Annotated in this window: 20 protein-coding genes; 10 read left to right on the forward strand and 10 right to left on the reverse strand. The window is 66.0% G+C overall.

All coding sequences use genetic code 11. The features are described from left to right. The 4 genes from OZ10_RS05780 to OZ10_RS05795 all read left to right on the forward strand — a co-directional run. Positions 1-269, forward strand: a 269-nt coding sequence (locus tag OZ10_RS05780; RefSeq protein WP_039564131.1) for an energy transducer TonB, incomplete at its 5' end; no start/stop codon positions are given. An 85-nt stretch (positions 270-354) separates the two neighbouring features. After that, positions 355-1,116, forward strand: a complete 762-nt coding sequence (gene exbB / locus OZ10_RS05785; RefSeq protein WP_005912445.1) for a TonB-system energizer ExbB — start codon at positions 355-357, stop codon at positions 1,114-1,116. A gap of 46 nt (positions 1,117-1,162) precedes the next feature. After that, entirely contained in the window at positions 1,163-1,585 is a 423-nt protein-coding gene (locus OZ10_RS05790; RefSeq protein ID WP_005912447.1) for an ExbD/TolR family protein, read from the forward strand. A gap of 3 nt (positions 1,586-1,588) precedes the next feature. Beyond that, positions 1,589-2,002 (forward strand): ExbD/TolR family protein, encoded by a 414-nt coding sequence (locus tag OZ10_RS05795; RefSeq protein ID WP_039411682.1) that lies wholly within the window; start codon positions 1,589-1,591, stop codon positions 2,000-2,002. A gap of 171 nt (positions 2,003-2,173) precedes the next feature. On the opposite strand, the gene OZ10_RS05800 is transcribed toward OZ10_RS05795, so the two are convergent. The 3 genes from OZ10_RS05800 to cls form a co-directional block, all read right to left on the reverse strand. Next, entirely contained in the window at positions 2,174-2,941 is a 768-nt protein-coding gene (locus tag OZ10_RS05800) for a pyridoxine 5'-phosphate synthase (RefSeq protein WP_039564149.1), read from the reverse strand. Positions 2,942-2,951: 10 nt separating this feature from the next. Continuing rightward, a complete protein-coding gene (locus OZ10_RS05805; RefSeq protein ID WP_039411678.1) occupies positions 2,952-3,221 on the reverse strand; it encodes a hypothetical protein in 270 nt (89 codons plus the stop codon). A 72-nt stretch (positions 3,222-3,293) separates the two neighbouring features. Next, on the reverse strand, positions 3,294-4,754 hold the full coding sequence (cls, locus tag OZ10_RS05810) for a cardiolipin synthase (protein ID WP_039411675.1): 1,461 nt from the start codon (positions 4,752-4,754) through the stop codon (positions 3,294-3,296). A gap of 136 nt (positions 4,755-4,890) precedes the next feature. Between cls and OZ10_RS05815 the strand changes: the two genes are divergently transcribed. Further along, the gene (locus OZ10_RS05815) at positions 4,891-5,985 is read left to right on the forward strand and encodes a PA0069 family radical SAM protein (RefSeq protein ID WP_039564133.1); all 1,095 of its coding nucleotides are present in this window, start codon (positions 4,891-4,893) and stop codon (positions 5,983-5,985) included. 97 nt (positions 5,986-6,082) lie between these two features. On the opposite strand, the gene OZ10_RS05820 is transcribed toward OZ10_RS05815, so the two are convergent. Together OZ10_RS05820 and OZ10_RS05825 are read right to left on the reverse strand one after the other, a co-directional pair. Next, positions 6,083-6,784 (reverse strand): 2OG-Fe(II) oxygenase, encoded by a 702-nt coding sequence (locus tag OZ10_RS05820; protein WP_039411715.1) that lies wholly within the window; start codon positions 6,782-6,784, stop codon positions 6,083-6,085. A gap of 193 nt (positions 6,785-6,977) precedes the next feature. Then, positions 6,978-8,318 (reverse strand): outer membrane protein transport protein, encoded by a 1,341-nt coding sequence (locus OZ10_RS05825; protein WP_039411670.1) that lies wholly within the window; start codon positions 8,316-8,318, stop codon positions 6,978-6,980. A gap of 218 nt (positions 8,319-8,536) precedes the next feature. Here OZ10_RS05825 and OZ10_RS05830 point away from each other — a divergent pair, with 218 nt between their 5' ends. From OZ10_RS05830 to OZ10_RS05840, 3 genes are all read left to right on the forward strand, one after another. Then, on the forward strand, positions 8,537-9,229 hold the full coding sequence (locus OZ10_RS05830; protein WP_039411667.1) for a rhomboid family intramembrane serine protease: 693 nt from the start codon (positions 8,537-8,539) through the stop codon (positions 9,227-9,229). Positions 9,230-9,326: 97 nt separating this feature from the next. After that, positions 9,327-9,647: a DUF1820 family protein gene (locus OZ10_RS05835; protein WP_039411665.1), complete on the forward strand. Its 321-nt coding sequence runs from the start codon at positions 9,327-9,329 to the stop codon at positions 9,645-9,647. After that, positions 9,647-10,633, forward strand: a complete 987-nt coding sequence (locus OZ10_RS05840; protein WP_039411662.1) for a D-2-hydroxyacid dehydrogenase family protein — start codon at positions 9,647-9,649, stop codon at positions 10,631-10,633. The genes OZ10_RS05835 and OZ10_RS05840 overlap by 1 nt, the downstream gene beginning before the upstream one ends. 294 nt (positions 10,634-10,927) lie before the next feature. Here OZ10_RS05840 and OZ10_RS05845 read toward each other — a convergent pair whose 3' ends face one another. Together OZ10_RS05845 and OZ10_RS05850 are read right to left on the reverse strand one after the other, a co-directional pair. Beyond that, positions 10,928-12,442, reverse strand: coding sequence for a S41 family peptidase (locus OZ10_RS05845; protein WP_039411712.1), 1,515 nt, complete (start codon positions 12,440-12,442; stop codon positions 10,928-10,930). Positions 12,443-12,776: 334 nt separating this feature from the next. Beyond that, positions 12,777-14,075, reverse strand: a complete 1,299-nt coding sequence (locus tag OZ10_RS05850) for a murein hydrolase activator EnvC family protein (protein ID WP_039411659.1) — start codon at positions 14,073-14,075, stop codon at positions 12,777-12,779. A gap of 97 nt (positions 14,076-14,172) precedes the next feature. Between OZ10_RS05850 and OZ10_RS05855 the strand changes: the two genes are divergently transcribed. Together OZ10_RS05855 and OZ10_RS05860 are read left to right on the forward strand one after the other, a co-directional pair. Then, a complete protein-coding gene (locus OZ10_RS05855) occupies positions 14,173-14,829 on the forward strand; it encodes a DUF4097 family beta strand repeat-containing protein (protein ID WP_039564134.1) in 657 nt (218 codons plus the stop codon). Positions 14,830-14,884: 55 nt separating this feature from the next. Then, positions 14,885-16,705 (forward strand): M28 family metallopeptidase, encoded by a 1,821-nt coding sequence (locus OZ10_RS05860; RefSeq protein ID WP_039411653.1) that lies wholly within the window; start codon positions 14,885-14,887, stop codon positions 16,703-16,705. A gap of 283 nt (positions 16,706-16,988) precedes the next feature. On the opposite strand, the gene OZ10_RS05865 is transcribed toward OZ10_RS05860, so the two are convergent. The 3 genes from OZ10_RS05865 to OZ10_RS05875 form a co-directional block, all read right to left on the reverse strand. Further along, positions 16,989-17,432 carry a PepSY domain-containing protein gene (locus tag OZ10_RS05865; protein ID WP_039411651.1) on the reverse strand — a complete coding sequence of 148 codons (444 nt, stop codon included), beginning with the start codon at positions 17,430-17,432 and terminating at the stop codon, positions 16,989-16,991. A 235-nt stretch (positions 17,433-17,667) separates the two neighbouring features. Continuing rightward, the gene (locus OZ10_RS05870; RefSeq protein ID WP_039411648.1) at positions 17,668-18,765 is read right to left on the reverse strand and encodes a glycoside hydrolase family 5 protein; all 1,098 of its coding nucleotides are present in this window, start codon (positions 18,763-18,765) and stop codon (positions 17,668-17,670) included. Positions 18,766-19,168: 403 nt separating this feature from the next. Then, positions 19,169-20,227 carry a glycoside hydrolase family 5 protein gene (locus tag OZ10_RS05875; RefSeq protein WP_039564135.1) on the reverse strand — a complete coding sequence of 353 codons (1,059 nt, stop codon included), beginning with the start codon at positions 20,225-20,227 and terminating at the stop codon, positions 19,169-19,171. Positions 20,228-20,577: the final 350 nt, after the last annotated feature.

Here is a 20,577-nt window from a genome sequence, read left to right on the forward strand (position 1 = left end):
GTGTCGATATCTCGTCCAAGAACATGAACCCGCCGAAGTACCCACCGGCTGCATTCCGTGCCGGCGTCCAAGGTGAGGTCATCCTGATCGTGGATGTGGATGCCAGCGGCAACGTGACCAACGTGTCGGTCGAAAAGTCCAGCCGCAACCGCGACCTTGACCGTGCCGCGATGGACGCAGCACGCAAGTGGAAGTTCAACGCCTCCACTGTCAACGGGCAGAAAGCCGCCGGACGTGTCCGCGTCCCGGTCAACTTTGCTCTGAACTGATCCCACGGGCCGGTCACGGCCGGCCCAGGATCCTGTCTTCCTTTCGCTCCACCCTTCATCACCACACACAACAAAGGTAAGCGTCATGCTGCAGGAATTCTTTATCGCCGCCGCTGCAGGGGGCTCCAATCCGTCGGCCGCTCTGTCGCAGATGGGCTTCGAGCACTTGATCACCGAAATGACCTCCAGCCCCGGCGACTTCGCCGTGTCGTGGGTCGTGTTGATCACCCTGATCGCCATGTCCGCCGCTTCCTGGTACTGGACTGTCATCAACATCTTCCGCGCCACCCGCCTGAAGAGCGCGGCTGACCGCGTCACCACCGCGTTCTGGGATGCCCCGAATGCACAGGACGCCATCCGTGCGATGGAAGAACAGCCGGCTTCCGAGCCGTTCTCCAAAATCGCACTGGACGCAGCCCAGGCTGCTGCTCACCACCAGCGCGCCGAAGGCAGCACCGGTGGCCTGGGTGAGAGCCTGAGCCGTTCGGAGTTCGTCGACCGCGCCCTGCGTCAGGCCGTGACCCGCGAAAGCACCAAGCTGCAGTCGGGCATGACCCTGCTGGCCACCGTCGGTGCGACCGCGCCGTTCGTCGGTCTGCTCGGTACCGTGTGGGGCATCTACGGCGCGCTGATCAAGATCGGTGCAACCGGTTCGGCCTCCATCGATGCCGTTGCCGGCCCGGTGGGTGAAGCGCTGATCATGACCGCGATCGGTCTGTTCGTCGCCATCCCGGCCGTGTTCGCGTTCAACTTCTTCTCCAAGGTCAACAGCTCGGTGATCGCCAAGTTCGACACCTTTGCCCATGACCTGCACGACTTCTTCGCCACCGGTTCGCGCGTTCGCTAATCCGGTTGTAAAGAACGCCTTCGCAACGATTTAGACGGAGCCCGTTATGGCCTTCAGTAGTGGAAACAGCGGCGGCCCGATGGCCGACATCAATGTGACGCCCCTCGTGGACGTGATGTTGGTGCTGCTGATCATCTTCATCATTACGGCACCGCTGATGTCCCACAAGGTCAAGGTGGAGCTGCCAGAGGCCAACTTGATCCAGAAGGAAGATGCGGAGAAACGCGCCGCGCCGATCACCCTGGCCGTCAAGGAAGACGGGTCGCTGTACTGGAACGACGAGCCGATCTCCAAGGAAGCCCTGGAGTCGCGCCTGTCCACCGCCGCACAGCAGACCCCGCAACCGCCGCTCAACCTGCGCGGCGACCGCACGACCAAGATGCGTACGATCAACGAGATCACCAAGATCGCGCAGGGTCAGGGCATGCTGGACGTCGGTTTCGTTGCAACCAAAGTGAAGGGGCAGTAAGCCATGGCATTTAGTACTGGTGGAAGCCGTGGGCCGATGGCCGACATCAACGTCACGCCCCTGGTGGACGTGATGCTGGTGCTGTTGATCATCTTCATCGTGACCGCGCCGATCATGACGTATCCGATCGCCGTGGATCTGCCGCAGCGGGTTCTGAACCCGCCACCGCAGACGACCGAACCGCCGCCGCCGATCGAGCTGCGTATCGACGCCAGCAACCAGGTGTTCTGGAACAATAGCCCGACGCCGGTGGATCAGCTGCAGCAGAAGATGGAAGAAGTGGTACAGGCCGATCCGACCAATCAGCCCGAACTGCGCATCGATGCAAATCAGGATGCGGAGTACGAGGTGATGGCGAAGGTGCTGGCCGCTGCGAAGAACTCGCAGATGAAGAAAATCGGCTTCATGCAGCAGTAAACGCATCCGCAAGACCGCAACACAACAGTCATGACGCGACTGCAACGCCACCGGAAACGGTGGCGTTTTTTTTATGCCTGCTGCGTGACCCGACGTGCTTGCCGCCCATCCGGCAGATTGCCCACTGATCGATCCGGGTGATGATCGAATGCCGGCATCACCCGGCAAAACTCAGGCGCTAGCGCGGGCGGTATCCAGGAGCCCGACGTAGGCGCGCACGGTCGCATCCAATCCTTGATACAGCGCTTCGCTGATCAGGGCGTGGCCGATGGACACTTCCAGCACGCCCGGGACAGCGGCGAGAAAATCGCCAAGGTTGGCTTGCGACAAGTCATGCCCGGCATTGATGCCCAGCCCGGCGGCGCTGGCGCGCTGCGCGGCACCGGCGAACAGTGCGAGTGCTGCGTCCGCCTGCCCGGCCGCATGCGCGGACGCGTACGGGCCGGTATACAACTCGATGCGGTCTGCACCGAGCATGGCGGCGCGTGCGATGTCCGGGTTACCCGCGTCGACGAACAGGCTGACGCGGCTACCGAGATCCTTGAACGCGGCGATCAACGCGGCAAGTTGGGTGGTGTCCTGCGCGAAGTCGAAGCCATGGTCGGAGGTCAGCTGCCCGTCGCCATCGGGCACCAGCGTGACCTGTTGCGGCCGCGTGGCACGGCACAGCTCCAGCAGCCCCGGATAGCCGGCGCGCGGAGGGGCAAACGGGTTGCCTTCGATATTGAATTCCACGCCGTGCGCGCGCGTGAGTGCGCTCAACGCCAGGACATCGTCGGAGCGGATGTGGCGTTGATCCGGCCGTGGATGCACGGTAATGCCGTGTGCGCCGGCTCCCAGGCAGGTGCGGGCGGCCTGCACCACGTCCGGGTCGGTGCCGCCGCGCGAATTGCGCAGGACCGCGATCTTGTTGACGTTGACGCTGAGCTGGGTGGTCACGGTCGTGCGCTCAGGCCTGCGGCTCGCCATCGCGGGCGGCGGCCAGTGCTGCGGCCTTGCGAGCCTCGGCCACCTCGCGCAGCCGTCGCAGTTCGGCCGGGTCGATCATGCTGCTGGTATCGCGCTGGGTGTCGTCCATGCGCGAGGCGAACCAGCCACGTGTCCACAACAGCAAGAGCACCAGTGCCACCAACAGCGACACCACCAGCAACCACACGTGCGGCGTACTGAACGCCAGCACCAGCGCACCTAGTGCCATAAGCAGAAACAGCCAGTGCATGACGAGCTCCCCCGATGAGTGGCGGCAGTGTAGCGCTGCGCCCGGTTCGGTTCCACGTGAGCCGGGGGCGTTTCAGAGCAGTGGCGACAGCAGCCGCGCAAAGGCTTCGGGCAGGCGCGAACGCAGCAGCGGCCGATGGCGCGCAAAGCGCACCTCCTGGGCATGTTGCAGGTCGGTGCCGATCAGGCCGGCCAGCTCGGCGGCCACTGCCTGGTCGCGGAACAGCATCGACAGTTCGAAGTTGAGGCGGAAGCTGCGGCTGTCGAAATTGGCGCTGCCGACGATGCTGACATCGTCGTCGGCCAGCAGTGCCTTGGTATGCAGCATGCGCGGGCCGTACTCGTAGATGCGCACGCCGGCTTCGAGCAGCTCATCGAAATACGAGCGCGCCGCATAGGTCACCAGGCGCGAGTCGCTGACCCGCGGCACCAGCAGGCGCACATCCAGACCGCCCAGCGCAGCCGAGGTCAGCGCCATGCGCGCGGCTTCGCCCGGAACGAAGTACGGCGTCACCAGCCAGACCCGATGCCTGGCCTCGTGGATGGCGGCGACCATCAGCCGGTGGATGGATTCCCAGGAGGAATCCGGGCCGGACACCAGCACCTGTGCATCGACCGTGCCCTGGGCGCGCGTGGGCATGTCCTCCGGCCACAACTGCTGGTCCTGGAAGGCGGCGCGCTCCTGCCGGGTGGCATAGAGCCAGTCTTCCAGAAACACCAGTTGCAGGCTGCGCACCACGTGGCCCTGCAGCCGCACATGCAGGTCGCGATAGGCATCGCCGCGCACCTGCTCGTTCTCTTCGTCGGTGACATTGATGCCGCCGGTGAAACCGACCCGGCCATCGATGACGATCACCTTGCGATGGGTGCGCAGATTCAGCCACGGCCGTTTGAACGGCTTGAGAAATTGCGAGGGATGGAACCAGGCGGTTTCCACGCCGGCCTCGCGCAGGCTGCGCAGCGCCCGGCGCGTCATGGCCGACGAGCCGATCGCATCCAGCAGCAGGCGGACCTTGACCCCGGCGCGTGCACGCTCCATCAGCGCGGCGCAGATCGCGGTGCCGCTGTGGTCGGGCTGGAAGATGTAGTACTCCAGGTGGATGTGGTCGCGGGCGCTGCGGATCGCCTCGATGATGGCGGCATAGGTTGCCGCGCCATCCACCAGCCAATGCACTTCGGTGGCGCTGCTTGGCGCAAGCCCGGTGGTGGACTGGGCGATCTTGGCCAGCTCGGTGCAGTCGGCATCCGGCGGGCAGACGCTGCTGTAGCTTTCCATGCCCGAGCGCGAGCGGCCGCGACGCAGGCGCTGCCGCTTCACCTTCTGCGGGCCGAGCCAGTAATAGATCAGCAGCCCCAGGTACGGCAGCGCAGCCAGCGACAATACCCAGCTCAGCGTGGCCACCGGCTCACGCTTTTGCAGCACGATCCAGCCGGCGATCCACAGCAGGTAGAGCACGTAGGCGGCGAGGAGGAGCGCTTCGAGGTGGGGAATGGTGGCCAGCCAATCCCACGCGCCCTGGACCAGTGCGAGCATGTGCGGATTCTACGGGGCGTACGCTGCGCTGCGCTGACCGCGGCGCCAACGCACCGTGCGGGCAGTGGTCTGAAAGCTTCATCGTGTTGAACGCCCGGTCGCGGCGGATGAGACACGACCGCCCTACGATGGCGCGATGGCAAGCGCAATCAAGGGCCGCGGTGCGACCGGCCACCTGCCCGGACGGTTCGAGGTCACCACACCGCAGGCCGTGGACGACGGTTGGCACGTGGACGACAGCGAAGAGTTCGCTGCCGGCGTGTTGCGCACGCAGGTCACCGAGGAAACCGCGCGCAGCATCATCAGCCGCAACCAGTCGCCGGACATCGGGTTCTCGCAATCGGTCAATCCGTATCGGGGGTGCGAGCACGGCTGCAGTTACTGCTTTGCGCGACCCTCGCACGCGTACCTCAATCTATCGCCCGGGCTGGATTTCGAGACCAGGCTGTTCGCCAAGACCAATGCGCCGGATCTGCTGCGGCGCGAGTTGTCGCGACCGAGTTATGTGCCCAGCCCGATCGCGCTGGGCATCAACACCGATGCGTACCAGCCGATCGAGCGCAAACGCGCGTTGACGCGCCGGTTGATCGAGGTGCTGTGGGAGACGCGGCATCCGTTCACGCTGATCACCAAGAACGCCTTGGTCACCCGCGACCTGGACCTGCTGGCCCCGTTGGCGCGCGAGAACCTGGTCAACGTGCATTTCTCGGTGACCACGCTGGACCCGCATCTGTCGGCCAAACTCGAACCGCGTGCGTCCGCGCCGCATGCACGTCTGCGTGCGATGCGCACGTTGCACGAGGCGGGCGTGCCGGTGGGGGTGATGGCAGCGCCAGTGATCCCGTGGATCAACGACCATGAGCTGGAAGCGATTCTGCAGGCCGCCGCCGAGGCCGGCGCCAGCAGTGCCGGCTACGTGCTGCTGCGGCTGCCACACGAAGTGGCGCCGTTGTTTCGCGACTGGCTGCAGACCCATCACCCGCAGCGCGCGGCGCACGTGATGAGCACCATCCAGCAGCTGCGCGGCGGCAAGGACTACGACAGCAGCTTCGGTACCCGCCTGCGTGGGCAGGGCGTGTATGCGGACCTGCTGGCGCGCCGTTTTGCGCTGGCCCACCGTCGCGCCGGTTTCGATACGCGTGAGATGCCGGCGCTGGACTGCAGCGCCTTCCGCCGCCCCGCTCCACCGGCCAAGCCGGTGCCGCAATCGCCGCAAGGCAGTCTGTTCTAGGGGCGGGGAATCGGGATTGGGGAATCGAGAATCGGAACAGCAAGAGCCGCGCTGCTGCGAATTGCTGTTGCGGTTGCGATTCCCTACTCCCGATTCCCTATTCCCCGCCGTACAAGGCCCCCGCCGACTGGAACAGGATCCAGCTGGTGGCGATGAACTTGTCGCCGCCGACCGGGCGGTTGCCACGGTGGGTATGGGTGAAGGCGGTGGGAGCGATCAACAGGCTGCCGGTGCGCGGGCGCGCCTTGCGCTGCTGGAACAGGAATTCGGTTTCGCCCTGCTCGAATTCGTCGTTGAGGTACAGCGTCCACAGCAGGTGCCGGTGCAATGTGTCGGCACTGGCATCGCGTGGATACAGCTCGCAATGCCAGTACGGGTAGCCGCCCTGATCGGCGGCATACCACTGCAGATTGATCGCGCCCGGACGCAGGCAGGTGCGTGCCAGGTCGCCCAGCGCCTGGTCGCTCATTTGCGCGATGTCTTCGGCCACCAATCGATGCGGGGTGCCGTCGGCGGTGGTGACCTGCAGCATCAACGGCGAGATCAAGGCCTGTGGATAGTGCCGCAGATAGCTCAGCACCCCGTCGAAGACCGCCTGTTGAAGGCGCGCTTCGACGTCTGCCCATTCGGCGATGCCGCTGATGCGCAGGTCGCGGCTGTGCTTGAGGTCTGGAAACACGCCGCCACCGATGCGCCCGGGATGCAGCTGCTGGCTGTCGCGCATGCGGTGCACGATGGCCGCGCAATCGGCGCGCGAAACGGCGTTGTCGGTGACCTGGATGAAGTCGGGTTGGCTCATGCGCACGACCATAGCAATCTGCAGGACCCCTGCACAGCTCGCCTGTCCCCCCTGCGCTGCCGCTACGTGTGTCGTGTTGTATTCGTGGACGAATGACACCGGCGCACGGCCTGACGCCGCGTATGCGCGCGCATCGCGACAAAAAAAACCCCGCCGAAGCGGGGTTTTTAGCATCCAACGCGGGTTGCGACGATCAGAACTTGTAGTTGACCGATGCAGCCAGGATGTTGCCCTGCACATCATAGGTACCGGCCAGACGGTCGCCGGTGGCGCTGACCGTGTCGCTGGTCGGGTCGCTGACGAACAGGTGGGTGTAGCCGAAGTTGTACTCGGCCTGCTGCGACGGACGCCAGCTCAGACCCACCGACAGCCACTTGCGGCTGTTGTCGGGCACGCGCACGTCGCGGTGTTCGGCAGTGGTCGGGGTCTGGTCGAACGCTACGCCGCCACGCAGGGTCAGCGTCTCGCTCATGCGGTAATCGGCACCGATCGAGGCGAAGGTGGTGTCGCGGTACGAGAAGTCCAGCACGGTGTTGGGCTGGTTGGAGGCGAAGTCCAGCGTCACCTGGTCGAACTTGCTCCAGGCGGTGCGGGTGACGTCGGCCATGATCGACCACTGCTCATTCACGTTGTGCGTGAAGCTGGCGGTGGCGCTGGCCGGCAGCTTGACGGTGGCGCGGCCACTGGTGTCGATGAAGGTGCCTGGGGCGGCACGTGCGAACACGGCCGACGCATTCGGCGGAATGGTGAAGTCGACATCCGCGCCGGTGATCTTGTGCTCTACCTGCGAGCGGTAGCTGAAACCGAGGTGGGTGTTCTCGTCGATGCTGAACAGGCCACCGAGGGTGAAGCCCACTTCGGTGCTGTGGCCCTTCATCCTCAGCGAGCCGTCGGCGTTGCCCGGTGCAAAGCCCGGAACGCGCGAACGCGCCAGGATCGAGCCGGCATCCACTGCGTTGCCCAGTTCGATATCCAGGCGCTCGGCGAACACCGACGCACCGAAGGACACGTACGGGTTCACGTCGTAGGAGAACGCCACGTTGAAGTCGATTGCCTGCAGCTCGGTCTTGGTGCCGTGGTAGCGGCCGACCCAGTCACGGTCGTAGTCGGTCTTGAAGCCGAACGGCACGGTAAGCGAAGTGCCCAGGTGCATATTGTCGTTCTCGCCGAACGGCACGTGGAAGTACATCGCCGGGACCGGCGCGATCATGCCGGCATCGCCGCCGTTGCCGCCGGACACCGGGGCGCCGTTGGCGTAGGTCGCGGTGTCGGGCTGGAACTTGGCCGAGAACTGGATGGCGCTGACGTCGGCCTGGAACAGGCGGCCGTCGAGCTGGCGCATGCCGGCCGGGTTGTTGACGATGATCGAAGCATCGTCCGCGGCGCTGCCCGAGCCTGCAAAGGCGCGGCCCAGGCCCTTGGCGCTGTTTTCCTTCAGCTGAAATGCGGCGCCGTGCGCCTGGCCAACGGCCAGCACACCGGCAATCCCAACGGCCAGCAAGGTGGCGCGGCTAAGAGTGGAAGCGGTAGACATAAGTTGTAGCTCTCCGGATAAGGACTGCAATGGTCGGTTCAGCGCCCGCGCCCAGCACCAATCCAGTGCCTGGAGCGCGCCGGAGACCCCCCCCCGACATACGACGCCGTACGCAGTATACCCACGACGATTAACCGAACAATAACGACCGGCACGCTGAACGCGCCGGTGGGTTAGGGCTGGGTTCAGGACGATGGACCGGCTATTGTGCGTCTCCGATGTTCGTCTCCCTCCCCTCCCGCAAGAAACCCACCCCACGCTGGGCGGTGCCTTTGCTGTTCGCCGCGGTATGGCTGGCCTATCTGTGGTCGATCAGCCGCCCCGGTGAAGCGCGCAATACGCTGTGGCTGGACTGGGGCGCATTGTCCAGTGGCGTCTCCAACCTGGGCGACTGGTGGGCGACCCTGCGCGACGGCAGCGTGCTGCGGCTGTTCACGGCGCTGTTCCTGCATGCGGACTGGTCGCATCTGCTCGGCAACCTGGTGTTCCTGTTGATCTTCGGGCTGCCGGCCGAGCGCATCCTGGGGCCGTGGCGATTGCTGCTGCTGTTCCTGCTCGGCGGGGCCGCGTCCAACCTGGCGGCGATCTTTGCGATCGGCACGCCGGACCGGGTGATCATCGGCGCTTCCGGCGCAGTTTCGGCGCTGATCGGCACCTATCTGGCGCTGTTTCCCGGCGCCAAGCTCGGCGTGGTGCTGCCGCTGGGCGTGTTCCTGGAATTCATCCGCGTGCCGGCACCCCTGTTGATCGGGGCGTGGGCGCTGCTGCAGGTGGTGTTTGCCTACATCGGCCCGGCCTTCGGCATGGTGGCGTGGTCGGCACACATCGCCGGCTTCGTGTTCGGCATCGTCTACGGGCTGTACGTGCGTGCGGCAATTGCGCGCCGCCTGCGCAAGCGCCACGGGTTCTAGCGCAACGCGCCCCCACGTGCGTGTCGGCGCGCTCAGCGCACGGTTGCCGACCACCTGGCGCTGCATGCACTGCAATGGCGCGCCTATAATCGGGCGCATGCCCAAGCCTCTGTACAAAGTCACCTTCCTCAATCACGGCAAGGTGTACGAGCTCTATGCGCGTGAGGTCACCGGCAGCCATCTGTGGGGCTTCAACCAGGTCGGCGAGCTGGTGTTCGACGTACACGACGGGCTGGTGGTGGACCCCACCGAAGAACGCCTGCGCGAAGAGTTCGGCAACACCAAGACGCTGCACCTGCCGATGCAGAGCATCGTGCGGATCGAAGAAGTGGAGAAGAAGGGCCAGTCGGTGATCCGCGACGCGGCCACCGGCGACAAGGTGGTCACTCCGTTCCCACTGCCGGGTAAACCGCGCTGATGCGCATCCTGGTGCCCGACGACTATCAGGGCGCCGTGTGCCGACTGCCCTGCCTGCAGCGGATGCAGGGCCATGATGTGCAGGTGCTGGGGGCGCTGGCCACCGATCCCGACGAGCGCGCCGAGCAGCTGGCCGACGCCGATGCGCTGGTGCTGATCCGCGAGCGCACCGGCATGGATGCGGCGCTGCTGCGGCGCCTGCCGCGGCTGAAGCTGATCAGCCAGACCGGGCGCGTGGGCGCGCACGTGGATGTGGCTGCATGCACGCAGTCTGGCGTCGCGGTAGCCGAAGGCGTCGGCTCGCCGGTGGCCCCGGCCGAGCTGACCTGGGCCTTGATCCTTGCGGCCAGCCGCCGATTGGGCGAGTACCAGCGTGCCCTGCATCAGGGCCGTTGGCAGGCGCTGGGCGACCCTGGCTTGGGCCGTGTGCTGCACGGCCGCACCCTCGGTCTCTGGAGTTACGGACGCATCGGCCAACGCGTGGCCGGGTTCGGACGCGCATTCGGCATGCAGGTGCTGGTGTGGGGCGGCGATGCGTCCTGCGCGCAGGCTGCGCGCGATGGCTTTGCGATCGCGGGCAGCCGCCAGGAATTGTTTGAACGTAGCGATGTGCTGTCGCTGCATCGGCGCCTGACGGCGCAAACGCGTCACGATGTCACTGCGCAGGATCTGGCGCACATGCGTGGCGATGCGCTGCTGGTCAACACCAGCCGCGCCGAACTGATCGCCCCCGGCGCCCTGTTGGCCGCGCTGGATGCTGGCCGGCCCGGGCAGGCGGCGGTGGATGTGTTCGAGCACGAGCCGGTGCTCGACCCGCGCGATGCGCTGCTGCGACACCCGCGGGTGCTCGCCACCCCGCACCTGGGCTATGTGGAACGCGACAGCTACGCGCTGTATTTCGAAGCGGCATTCGACAACGTGCTGGCGTTTGCGGCCGGCACGCCGCGCAATCTGGTCAATCCGGACGCGCTGGCCATCGCGCGCTGATGCGGTTCATGCGTGGCGAGTGGGCTCACGTCAGCCGATGACACCGGCCCATGAGATCGGGCGGCGCAGACAGAGCGGCAGGTCTACGGGGACGTTGAGCGCGCATGACGTTCAGGCGGCGCTGTACCCATGCCGCTGGTCATCCGCGCACCATGGGGCACGCTACGAACCGGAGTGATCGCGCGAGTTGCGTGCATGTCCGGGCAGGTGACGTGACGATGCATGACATGTGCGCATTGCAGATTCCAGGCGCAGGCGGGCATCAGCCGACCTGCGCTTGCACCCGCTTGCCGCTTACTTGGCCGGTTCGACCGGAGCCGGCGTGTCTGCCGGCGGCGCGGGGTCCGCGAAGGGAACGGGCTTGGCTTTCTCGGCGGGTTCTGCCGGCTTGGCCTTGTCGGTCGCCGCCGGGCGCGGCGCTGCCGGCTTCGCCTCGGAGGCGGGCTTGGTCGCTGCCTTGGCCTTCTGGGCGGCCTGGGCCTTGGCCTTGCGGGCCGCTTGCGCCTTGGCCGCCGAGCCGGGCTGCTTGAGTTCGGCCAGCGCCGCGGTGATCGGGCCGTCGCCCGGCAACACATCGCCGGCGCTGTAGCCTTCTTCGCCCTCGTCGTCGCCACGCAAATGGCCGGGCAAGGTGGCTTCGCTGTAGTCGGTCAGGCTGGCCGGCACATCGGCGTCGCCCGGCTGCGGCTCGGGGGTCAGGAGCACTTCCGGCACGATGCCGCTGGCCTGGATCGACTTGCCGCTGGGCGTGTAATAGCGCGCGGTGGTGAGCTTGACCGAATCGCCGTTATCCAGCGGCAGCACGGTTTGCACCGAGCCCTTGCCGAAGGTGCGGCTGCCGATGATGCGCGCGCGCTGGTTGTCGCGCAGCGCGCCGGCCAACACTTCCGAAGCGCTGGCCGAGCCGGCGTCCACCAGCACCACCACGGGTGCGCCGCCGAGCAGATCGCCCGGGGTGGCGTCGAACTTGGCATCGCTGATGGAGATGCGCCCGCGCGTGCTGACGATGTTGCCCTTGTCGAGCAGGTCGTCGGCCACCTGCACCGCCGAGGTCAGCAGGCCGCCCGGGTTGCTGCGCAGGTCCAGCACCAGGCCACGCAACTTGCCGCCGGCCTGCAGTTGCTTGAGGTTCTTCTGGAAGTCGGCACCCGTATCGGCCTGGAAGGTGCTGATGCGGATGTAGCCATAGCCCGGCTCCAGCAGCTTGCTGCGCACGCTGGCCACACGGATGGTCTGGCGCTGCAGGGTCACGTCGAAGGGCTTGGGCGCCTTGTCGCGCACGATGGTCAGGGTGACCTTGCTGCCGGATTCGCCGCGCAGCGGCTCCATGGCCTTGCTGGCATCGATCGGCTTGCCGTCGATGGCCACGATGACATCGCCGGCACGGATACCCGCACGTGCGGCCGGGGTGTCATCGATCGGTGCGATCACCTTGAGCGTGTTGTCCTGCTGCTGCAGCAGCTCCACGCCGATGCCGTCGTAGGCGCCGCTGGCCTGCTCGTCGAAGGCCTCGGCGTCTTCCTTGTCGAAGTAGGTGCTGTGCGGGTCGAGATCCGACAGCAGGCCACGCACGGCGGCGTGCATCAGCTTCTTGTCTTCGACCGGGTCCACGTAGGCCTGCTTGACCGCGTTGTACACCGCCACAAAGCGGCGGATCTCGTCCAGCGGCACCTTGGAGACGGCGGCTTCATTGGCTTCCGGGTCGTCCGCAGTGGCCTGGGCAGCGGCGGCGGGACGGGCGGTCTGCGCCCAACCAGGCGACGCGAACAAGGCCAGCGACAAGGCAACGGACAGGACGGCTACGCGCATGAAGCACTCCGACAAAGAAATAAGACGCCCCGCACGACGGAGCTGACCGGATTATGCGCGAAGCAGCGGTAAATCCGCGTTGAATCGCGCGCCGGCCACGCCGGCAGTTCGACAGCCGCCAGCGGGCAAGGCAGCGCAGCATCGGAGGACGTCGGCACCATCGTGGAGACCACGGCATCCGACTGGCGCGGTGAACCTGGACACGCCGACACGCCGACACGCCGACACGCCGACACGCCAGGCACGTTGCCCGCAACAGCGATGTGTCGGTAAGCGATGTCCCGGCGAACGCCTGGCTAACGTCGTGCGTCGCGTGCTGCTGCACGCGCAAGCACTACCGCCGTTGCAACCAGCTCGAAGGATCGACCGGCTGGCCATTGCGCCGCAATTCGAAGTACAGCGCCGGCACGCCCTGCCCGCCCGAGCTGCCGACCTTGGCCACCGCCTCGCCGCGCTTGATCGCTGCGCCGGCGTCGCGCAACAAGGTGTCGTTATGCGCATACAGGCTCATGTAGCCGTTGCCATGGTCCACGATCAGGATCATGCCGTAGCCGGTCATCCAGTCGGAAAACACCACGGTGCCGTCGGCCACTGCGGTCACCGTGGTGCCCTTGGGCGCGCCGATCAGCACGCCCTTGCTGGTGTGGCCATCGGGCAAGGTGGCGTTGAAGCGCGCCAGCAGGTTGCCCGCCACCGGCCAGCTCAGTCCTCCGACCTTGGGGGCCGGTGCGGTGGCGACGACCTTGGGCGGTGTCTTGCCGGGGCGCTCGGGGCGATCGGATTTGCCACGCTTGGCCTGCGCGGCGGCGTCGGCAGCCGCGCGCCTGGCGGCGGCGCGACGTTCGGCCTCGGCCTTGGCGGCAGCCGCGCGCAGGTTGGCCAGCAGCTGTTCCAGCGATTTGGCGTCCTGGCCCAGTGCCTTTTCGCGTTCGGCGCGCTGTTTGTAGCGATCGTCCAGCTGCGCGACCGTGGCCGCCTGCTGCGAGCGGTCCTTCTGCAAGGTGGCGGCCTGGGCCTTTTGTTGCGCGCGCGCGGCATCCAGTGCCTGGCGCCGGGCGGCGATGTCCTGCTCCACCCTGGCCAGGGCATCCAGCTGCGTGGCCAGCGCCTGGATGCGCTGTGCGCGGGCGTTCTGCACGTAGCGGTGATCGGCCAGCATGCGGTTGGCATCGCCCACCGTGTCCTGCGACAGCAACACCTTCAGCGGCGCGTTGCGACCGACCTGGTCGGCTGCGCGCAGCAGCGCCGCCAGCTGCGCGCGCTGCGTCTGCAGGCCACGCTGCAACTGCGTGCGGTCCTGCTGCAGCGTGGACAGGCGCTGCTCCTGTGCGCGCATTGCCGCTTCGGTGTCGCTCAGGGCACGCGCGGTCTTTGCCACCTTTTCGTCGGCCTGGCGCAGTTGCTGGGCCGCGGTGCCGCGCTTGCCTTCCAGCGCGCGCCGATCGGCGCTGATGGTCTTGAGTTCATCGCGCAGCTGTCGCAGCTTGCGCTCGGTCTCGCGCTGGCTTTGCGCCGCCACTGCGCCGCTGCCCAGCAGCGTGCACGCCACCAGCGCGGCTGCCAGCCAATGGCGCGCGCAGCCAATGGCTGGGGCAAGCGATGGGCGCGGCAGCGGGATGGGCAACGGGGGCAACGAAAGTTCCAGTGACTTCAGGCAGGTGCGCGATTGTAGCCACCCATGGTGTGATCACCGCCACGCCCCAGACAGCCGCCACCGCGCGAGGTTCAGCATGAAGCCCCAATCTCTTCTCCTGGCGTTGTCCCTGCTCAGTACGAGCGCCTGGGCCGACGAGGACATCAGCAAGGTCAATGGCCGCATCAGCGCCGAGCCTGGCCGCAGCTACGGCGATCTGGAAACGGTCAACGGTTCCATCGAGGTGGGCGCCGGTGCGCAGACCAGGGACGTGGAGACCGTCAACGGCGGCATCCGCATCGGCGAGAACGCGCGCACCGGCGGCGTGGAAACGGTCAACGGCTCGATCACCGTGGGCCAGAAAGTGACCGTGTCCGGCGGGCTGGAAACGGTCAACGGCAGCATCCTCACCGAACGCGGCAGCCAGATCAGCGCTGGGGTGGAAACCGTCAACGGCAGCATCGGCCTGGTGGCAACCGAACTCGGCAAGGGGATCGAGACGGTCAACGGCGACATCACCGTCGGGGTGGATTCGCATGTACGCGGCGGCATCAAGGTGACCAAGCCGAACTTCGGCTTTTCCTTCAAGCCGGCGCGCAAGCCGCGGGTGGTGATCGGCCCCAAGGCCGTGGTCGACGGACCGCTGGAGTTCGAGCGCGAGGTCGACCTGTACGTGCATCGCACCGCCAAGGTCGGCGCGGTCACCGGCGCCACCGCGCGCAGCTTCGATTCGGGCGTGGCGCCCAAGGACTGACACGCTCACCACGCGCACGCTCTAAGATCGGACCTCCGTCGCACGAGGAGTTCCGATGCCCCGCAAGATCCTGTTGTGCCTGGCCGCAACCCTGGCCCTGGCCGGTTGCAAGCGCGACGCCGCCGACACGCCGGCCACACCGGCGACGCAAGCGCCGGTGGACACCGCACCCAGCGCACCGGTCAGCCGGCACGCGTTCTCGCCGGAGCTGACCGCCGGCGACTTTGCCGAGCTGGTCAAGACGCTGGCCTCGGACGACTTCGAAGGCCGCGGCCCGGGCACGCCCGGCGAAGAAAAGACCGTGACCTACATCCGCGACCAGATGCAGCGCATCGGCCTGCAGCCGGGCAATGGCGACAGCTGGTTCCAGGATGTGCCGATGGTGGAAACCACCGCCGATGCGGCCACCGCACCGAGCCTGCGCAGCGGCGAGCAGAGCCGCACCCTCGCCTTCGGCACCGACATCGTGGTCGGCACGCGCACCGGCCAGCCGGGGGTCAAGCTGGACAACAGCGAGCTGGTGTTCGTCGGCTACGGCGTGGATGCGCCTGAGCAGCAGTGGAACGATTACGCCGGCCAGGACTGGAAGGGCAAGACGGTGGTGATGTTCGTCAACGACCCCGGCTTCCACACCGGCGATGCCAAGCTGTTCGACGGCAAGCGCATGACCTACTACGGGCGCTGGACCTACAAGTTCGAGGAAGCCGCGCGCAAGGGCGCGGCCGCCGCGTTGATCGTGCACGACACGCCTGGTGCCAGCTACGGCTGGGACGTGGTGAAAAATTCCTGGTCCGGCCCGCAATACGACCTGCCGGCCAAGGACGACCCGGACCCGCGCCTGCCGGTGCAGGGCTGGATCAGCGCCGACACCGCCAAGCAGGTATTCGCCAATGCCGGTCTGGATCTGGCGCAGGCCTACAAGGACGCCAGCAAGCGCGGCTTCAAGCCGGTGCCGTTGAAGGCCAGCTGGTCGGTGGACCTGAAGAGCACCATCGCGCAGAAGACCTCGCGCAACGTGGTCGGCGTGCTGCCCGGCAGCAGCCATGCCGACGAGGCGGTGCTGTACATGGCGCACTGGGATCACCTGGGCAAGCATCCGGGCGAAAGCGGCGACAACATCTACAACGGCGCGGTGGACAACGCCACCGGCGTGGCCGGCATCCTGGAAATTGCAGATGCCTTCGCGCACCAGGACCCCAAGCCGGCGCGCTCGGTGGTGTTCGTGGCGGTGACGCTGGAAGAATCCGGTCTGCTCGGTTCCAAGTACTACGTGGCCAACCCGAGCTTCCCGCTGGACAAGATTGCCGCGGTGATCAACCTGGATGCGATGTCGGTGGCCGGGCGCGCGCGCGATGTCACCGTGGTCGGCATGGGCAGCTCGGAGCTGGAAGACATCCTCAAGCCGATCGCCGCGATGCAGGGCCGCACCCTGCACGCCGAGGCCACCCCGGAAAGCGGCTCGTACTTCCGCTCGGACCACTTCAACTTCGCCAAGGCCGGCGTGCCGGCGCTGTATGCCGATGGCGGCGAAGACCTGCGCGAGGGCGGCACCGCTGCCGGACGTGCCGCGGCCGAGGACTATGGCCGCCACCGCTATCATGCCCCCGGCGACGAATACGACGCAGCCACCTGGAAACTCGACGGCACCATCGAAGATCTCCAGGCGGTCTACGGCGTCGGCAAGGAGGTCGCCGCCGGCGAGCGTTGGCCCAACTGGTATCCCGGCAACCCGTTCAAGGCCGCCCGCGACCGCATGATGGCCGGCAAGCCAGCTGCAGGCACGGCTGCGGCGGCCGAGCAGGCCGATAGCAACGCGGACCCGACGCGCATGAGCACGCCGGGCGCGAAATCGAACGACACCGCGCCTGCCCGCTGAGTCATGCGGATGCGCTGCCGGCCCCACGGCGGCGCATGGGTGGCAAGGATCTGTGCGGCAAATGGCCAGTGTGTGCCGCCAACGCAAAGGGCCTCCCGATCGGGAGGCCCTTTTTTTACAGCGACTGCGCGCGCATTCGTCGCAACCGTTCGCAGGCTGGCGGCTCAGTCGCCGCTAACAAAGCAGCTAGGCGGCATGGCTGTCGCCTCGTGCACGCTGCACCTTGCAACACCGCACCGCCCTACCCGCTCAAACGCCTACGCGTCGATGCACATTGAAGTGCTCAGTCGTTATCCACACTGACCACATGCCCATCGTCGGGGTCGACGTGCAGCTCGACCTTCTGCCCATTGCGCTTGGCGTCGGCCTTCCACAAGCCGTCCTTGAATTTCAGGTCGTGCACATCGGCATAGCCGCCGGTGGACAGCGCGGCGCGGACATCGGCTTCGCTTAAGCGCGAGGTGGTCTGGTCGCCATAGACACGGCCGGTCACCGGGTCGATGTGGACATCCACGTCCTTGCCGTCGCCGCTACGGGCATCGGCGGTCCAGACACCGTGCTCGAACTTGACGTCGTGCACCTTGGTGTAGCCCTTGGCGGTCAGCATGCTGGTGACTTCGTTAGAGGTCAGTGCCTTGGCCGGCTTGGCGGCCTCCTGTGCGACGGCGCCTTGCGAAACGAGCGCCAGTGCGCCGATCAGTGCGGTGGTCATCATGCGATGTGCCATGAGAGGCTCCTGCTGTGAAGTGCCGCCATGCTCGCCGCGTGCAGATCGTGACAGGGTGAAAACCCGGCCTCTTCCATGCGGGGAATTCAGTTAACTGACATCTTCGCGGGCTGTTTCACCTGCCCTGCACTGTCGATTTACATCGTCGCGCCCGGCGGACTTGCCGAGCGGGTTTCCGTCAATCAGCGCTCCCAAAAAAAAGCCGCCTTGCGGCGGCTTGATGACACTGGTCTGGTCAGCGTGTTTTGCCCGCAACCGGTACGCGGGCAGCAGCAACCGGTGCGCGCGTGGCGCGTGTCGCCTGCGGCGAGAGGATGGTCATCTGCGGTTTGTCGGTGCCGTCCTTGTTCGGATGCACGTTGTAGGCGTACGACAGGTTCCACCACGAGCCGGCGGCCCACCAGGTCCAGCCCAGCCACACGTCCGCATTGCTTTCCATATACCCGAGCATGCCGCGTAGCGCCTCGTTGCAGACCGCGTTGTTGGCAGTGCCGAATTCGCCGAGGAAGCCGCGCTTGCGATTGATGCGCAACCATTCGGTGAAGTTGCGCAGGCGCTCGGCGCCGATGGTGGAGCTGACGCAGACGCTGGAGGTGCCGCTGGAATCGATATCCAGGTATTGATGCACCTCGAACGCATACCGGTTGAGCGGATCGTAGATGGAGGCCAGTGCGGTGGCGTTGGAATACCCATCGTTGGTCGGCGAATACCAGCTGTGAGCACCGGTCCACAACGCGCCGGGCACCAGGATCAGATTGGTGGCGCCGGTCCTGCGGATGGTATCGATGGCAGCCTGCGCCGCGCCCGCCCACTCGCTGGCGGAGATATTGTTCGGCTCGTTCATCAGCCCGAAGATCACCGCGTTGTCACCGTTGAATGCCAGCGCCAGGCGCCGCCACAGATCGGTGAACGTGGCCACCGGAACTTCCGGTCCGCCGATCTTGTAACCGTAATACTTGGCGTAGTTATGGATATCGATCACCAGATACATGCCCGAGGCCTTGGCACGCGCCACGGCCTGCTGCACCAGCGCCAGCTGTGCCGGGTCCAGCTCGCCGCGCGCGCTGGGTTGCAGGCGTTCCCACAGGATGGGCAGGCGGATCGTATTCATGCCGACACCAGCGAAATACGTGTAATCGCTGGCAGCGGCGTACATATAGTCCTTGTTGAGCACGCCGGGTTTTTTCGATGATGCGAATTCGGCGCCGGACAGGTTGACGCCGGCATACGTGAGCACGCGCGTCTGCGCGTTGGCCAGCGGCAGAATGCACAGCATGGAGAACAACAGCGCGCCACGGATCAGATTGCGCAGCGCAAGAGGCACAGCAGACATGGAACAACTCCTTCGACGGCGGGGGCGATGCGTGCGACCCGCTGTGGACGATTTGCGCGAGGTGCGCCGCATCTGTCCCTTCCAATGCATCTGCTGTGCCCCAAATGCCTAGCTGAGTAAGTGTGAATTAAATGTGAAGTAAATATGTGCACTGGGTCGCAGTCACAGATCTCCAATGGCCTGGGCGTGATAGCGCGCTGATACGCCCGCCGCCTTTGCAAGGCAGTCGAGCGCCCTCGCCGCTGCGGTGTCGGCGCGAATCGTCGAGATAACGTCGTATGGATGCGCTTGCTGCCGATCGCATGGCGCCGGTGCACTGGCGCCATGACGCTGCCATGCGGCTGGCGCACGGTGGAGGCGAGATGCTGCAGATCACGGCGGTCCCTCGCACCTCTGCGTGGGACTAAGGGGTCTTGGTCACCCGCCTGGCATGCGGGCTCAGGATCGACATCTGTGGCTTGTCACGTCCCTGCGCGTCCGGATGCACGTTGAAGGGGTATTTGCCGTTCCACCATTTGCCCGCAGCCCAGAAGGTCCAGCCGGTCCACACATCGTTGTTGGTTTCCATGTACTTCAACATGCCTTCCAGCGCGGCATTGCAGGTGACATTGTTGCCGGTGCCGAATTCGCCGAGAAAACCGCGTTTTTTGTTGATCCGCAGCCACTGGGTGAAACTTTCCAGGCGTTTGACGCCGATCTCCTTGCTGACGCATCCGCCAACGGTGCCGCTGGAGTCCGTATCCAGGTACTGATGCACTTCGATCGCATAGTGGTTGAGCGGGTCGCGGAGAGTGGCGAGCGCCACCGCGTTGGATTGCCCGGCCACTGTGGAGTACCAGCTATGCGCGCCGGTCCATAGCGCGCCCGGCACCAGGATCAGGTTATTGGCGCCGGTCTTGCGGATGGTGTCGATGGATGCCTGCGCGGCGGCAGCCCAGGACTGCGGGTTGATGTCGTAGGGCTCGTTCATCAGCCCGAAGATCACCGCGTTGTCGCTTTTGAACGCAATGGCCAGGCGTCGCCACAGATCGGTCAGCGTGGCGATGGGCACCTTCTGCGTGCCGACCTTGCTGCCGTAGTACTTGGCGTAGTTATGCACATCCACGATCAGGTACATCTTCGCCGCCTTGGCGTTGGCGACGGCCTGCCGGAGCAACGCCAGCTGCGCCGGATCCAGTTCGCCGCCGGCCTTGGGTTGCAGACGCTCCCACAGGATGGGCAGGCGAATGGTGTTCATCCCTTTGCCGGCGAAATAGCTGTAATCGCCGGCTGCCGGGTACAGGTAATCGACGTTGAGCACGCCGGGCTTTTGCGAGGACTTGATTTCCGCGCCGGAGAGATTGACGCCGGCATACTTCAGGCCGGTCGCGCCTTGTGCATGCGCAAACGGCATGGCAGCGAGCAATAGCATGGGTAGCACGCAGCGACGCAGCGCATGCGTGTGGGAAGTGAGGAACAGCATGGGGGAACTCCTGAGACCGACAGAGGGCGATGCGTCGCGCCGTTTTGGACGCGCGTGCGCGACGACGACGCATCCGTCACAACAGTAGGCGTATGCGCCTGCGCAAACTACGGATGCGAGGTATCAGGCTGCGAAGCTGTGCAGTCAATCGCAGTTACGCGGCTGTCGGCGCGTCGATCCGGTCGATGCATCGCATGGATTTGGATGTGCGCCTTGATCGCCGCACGGCGGCGCAATGCGGCGATCGATCCGGCGCCAGCGAGCGCTGTGGTGTTTGCGTGGTGGCGCGGGAAAGTCACCTGCACTGGTCGAGGTGATCGGTGTGGCGCTGCCGCAGCCACGAACATCGC

This window comes from Xanthomonas cannabis pv. cannabis, from assembly GCF_000802365.1.
GTDB lineage: Bacteria > Pseudomonadota > Gammaproteobacteria > Xanthomonadales > Xanthomonadaceae > Xanthomonas > Xanthomonas cannabis.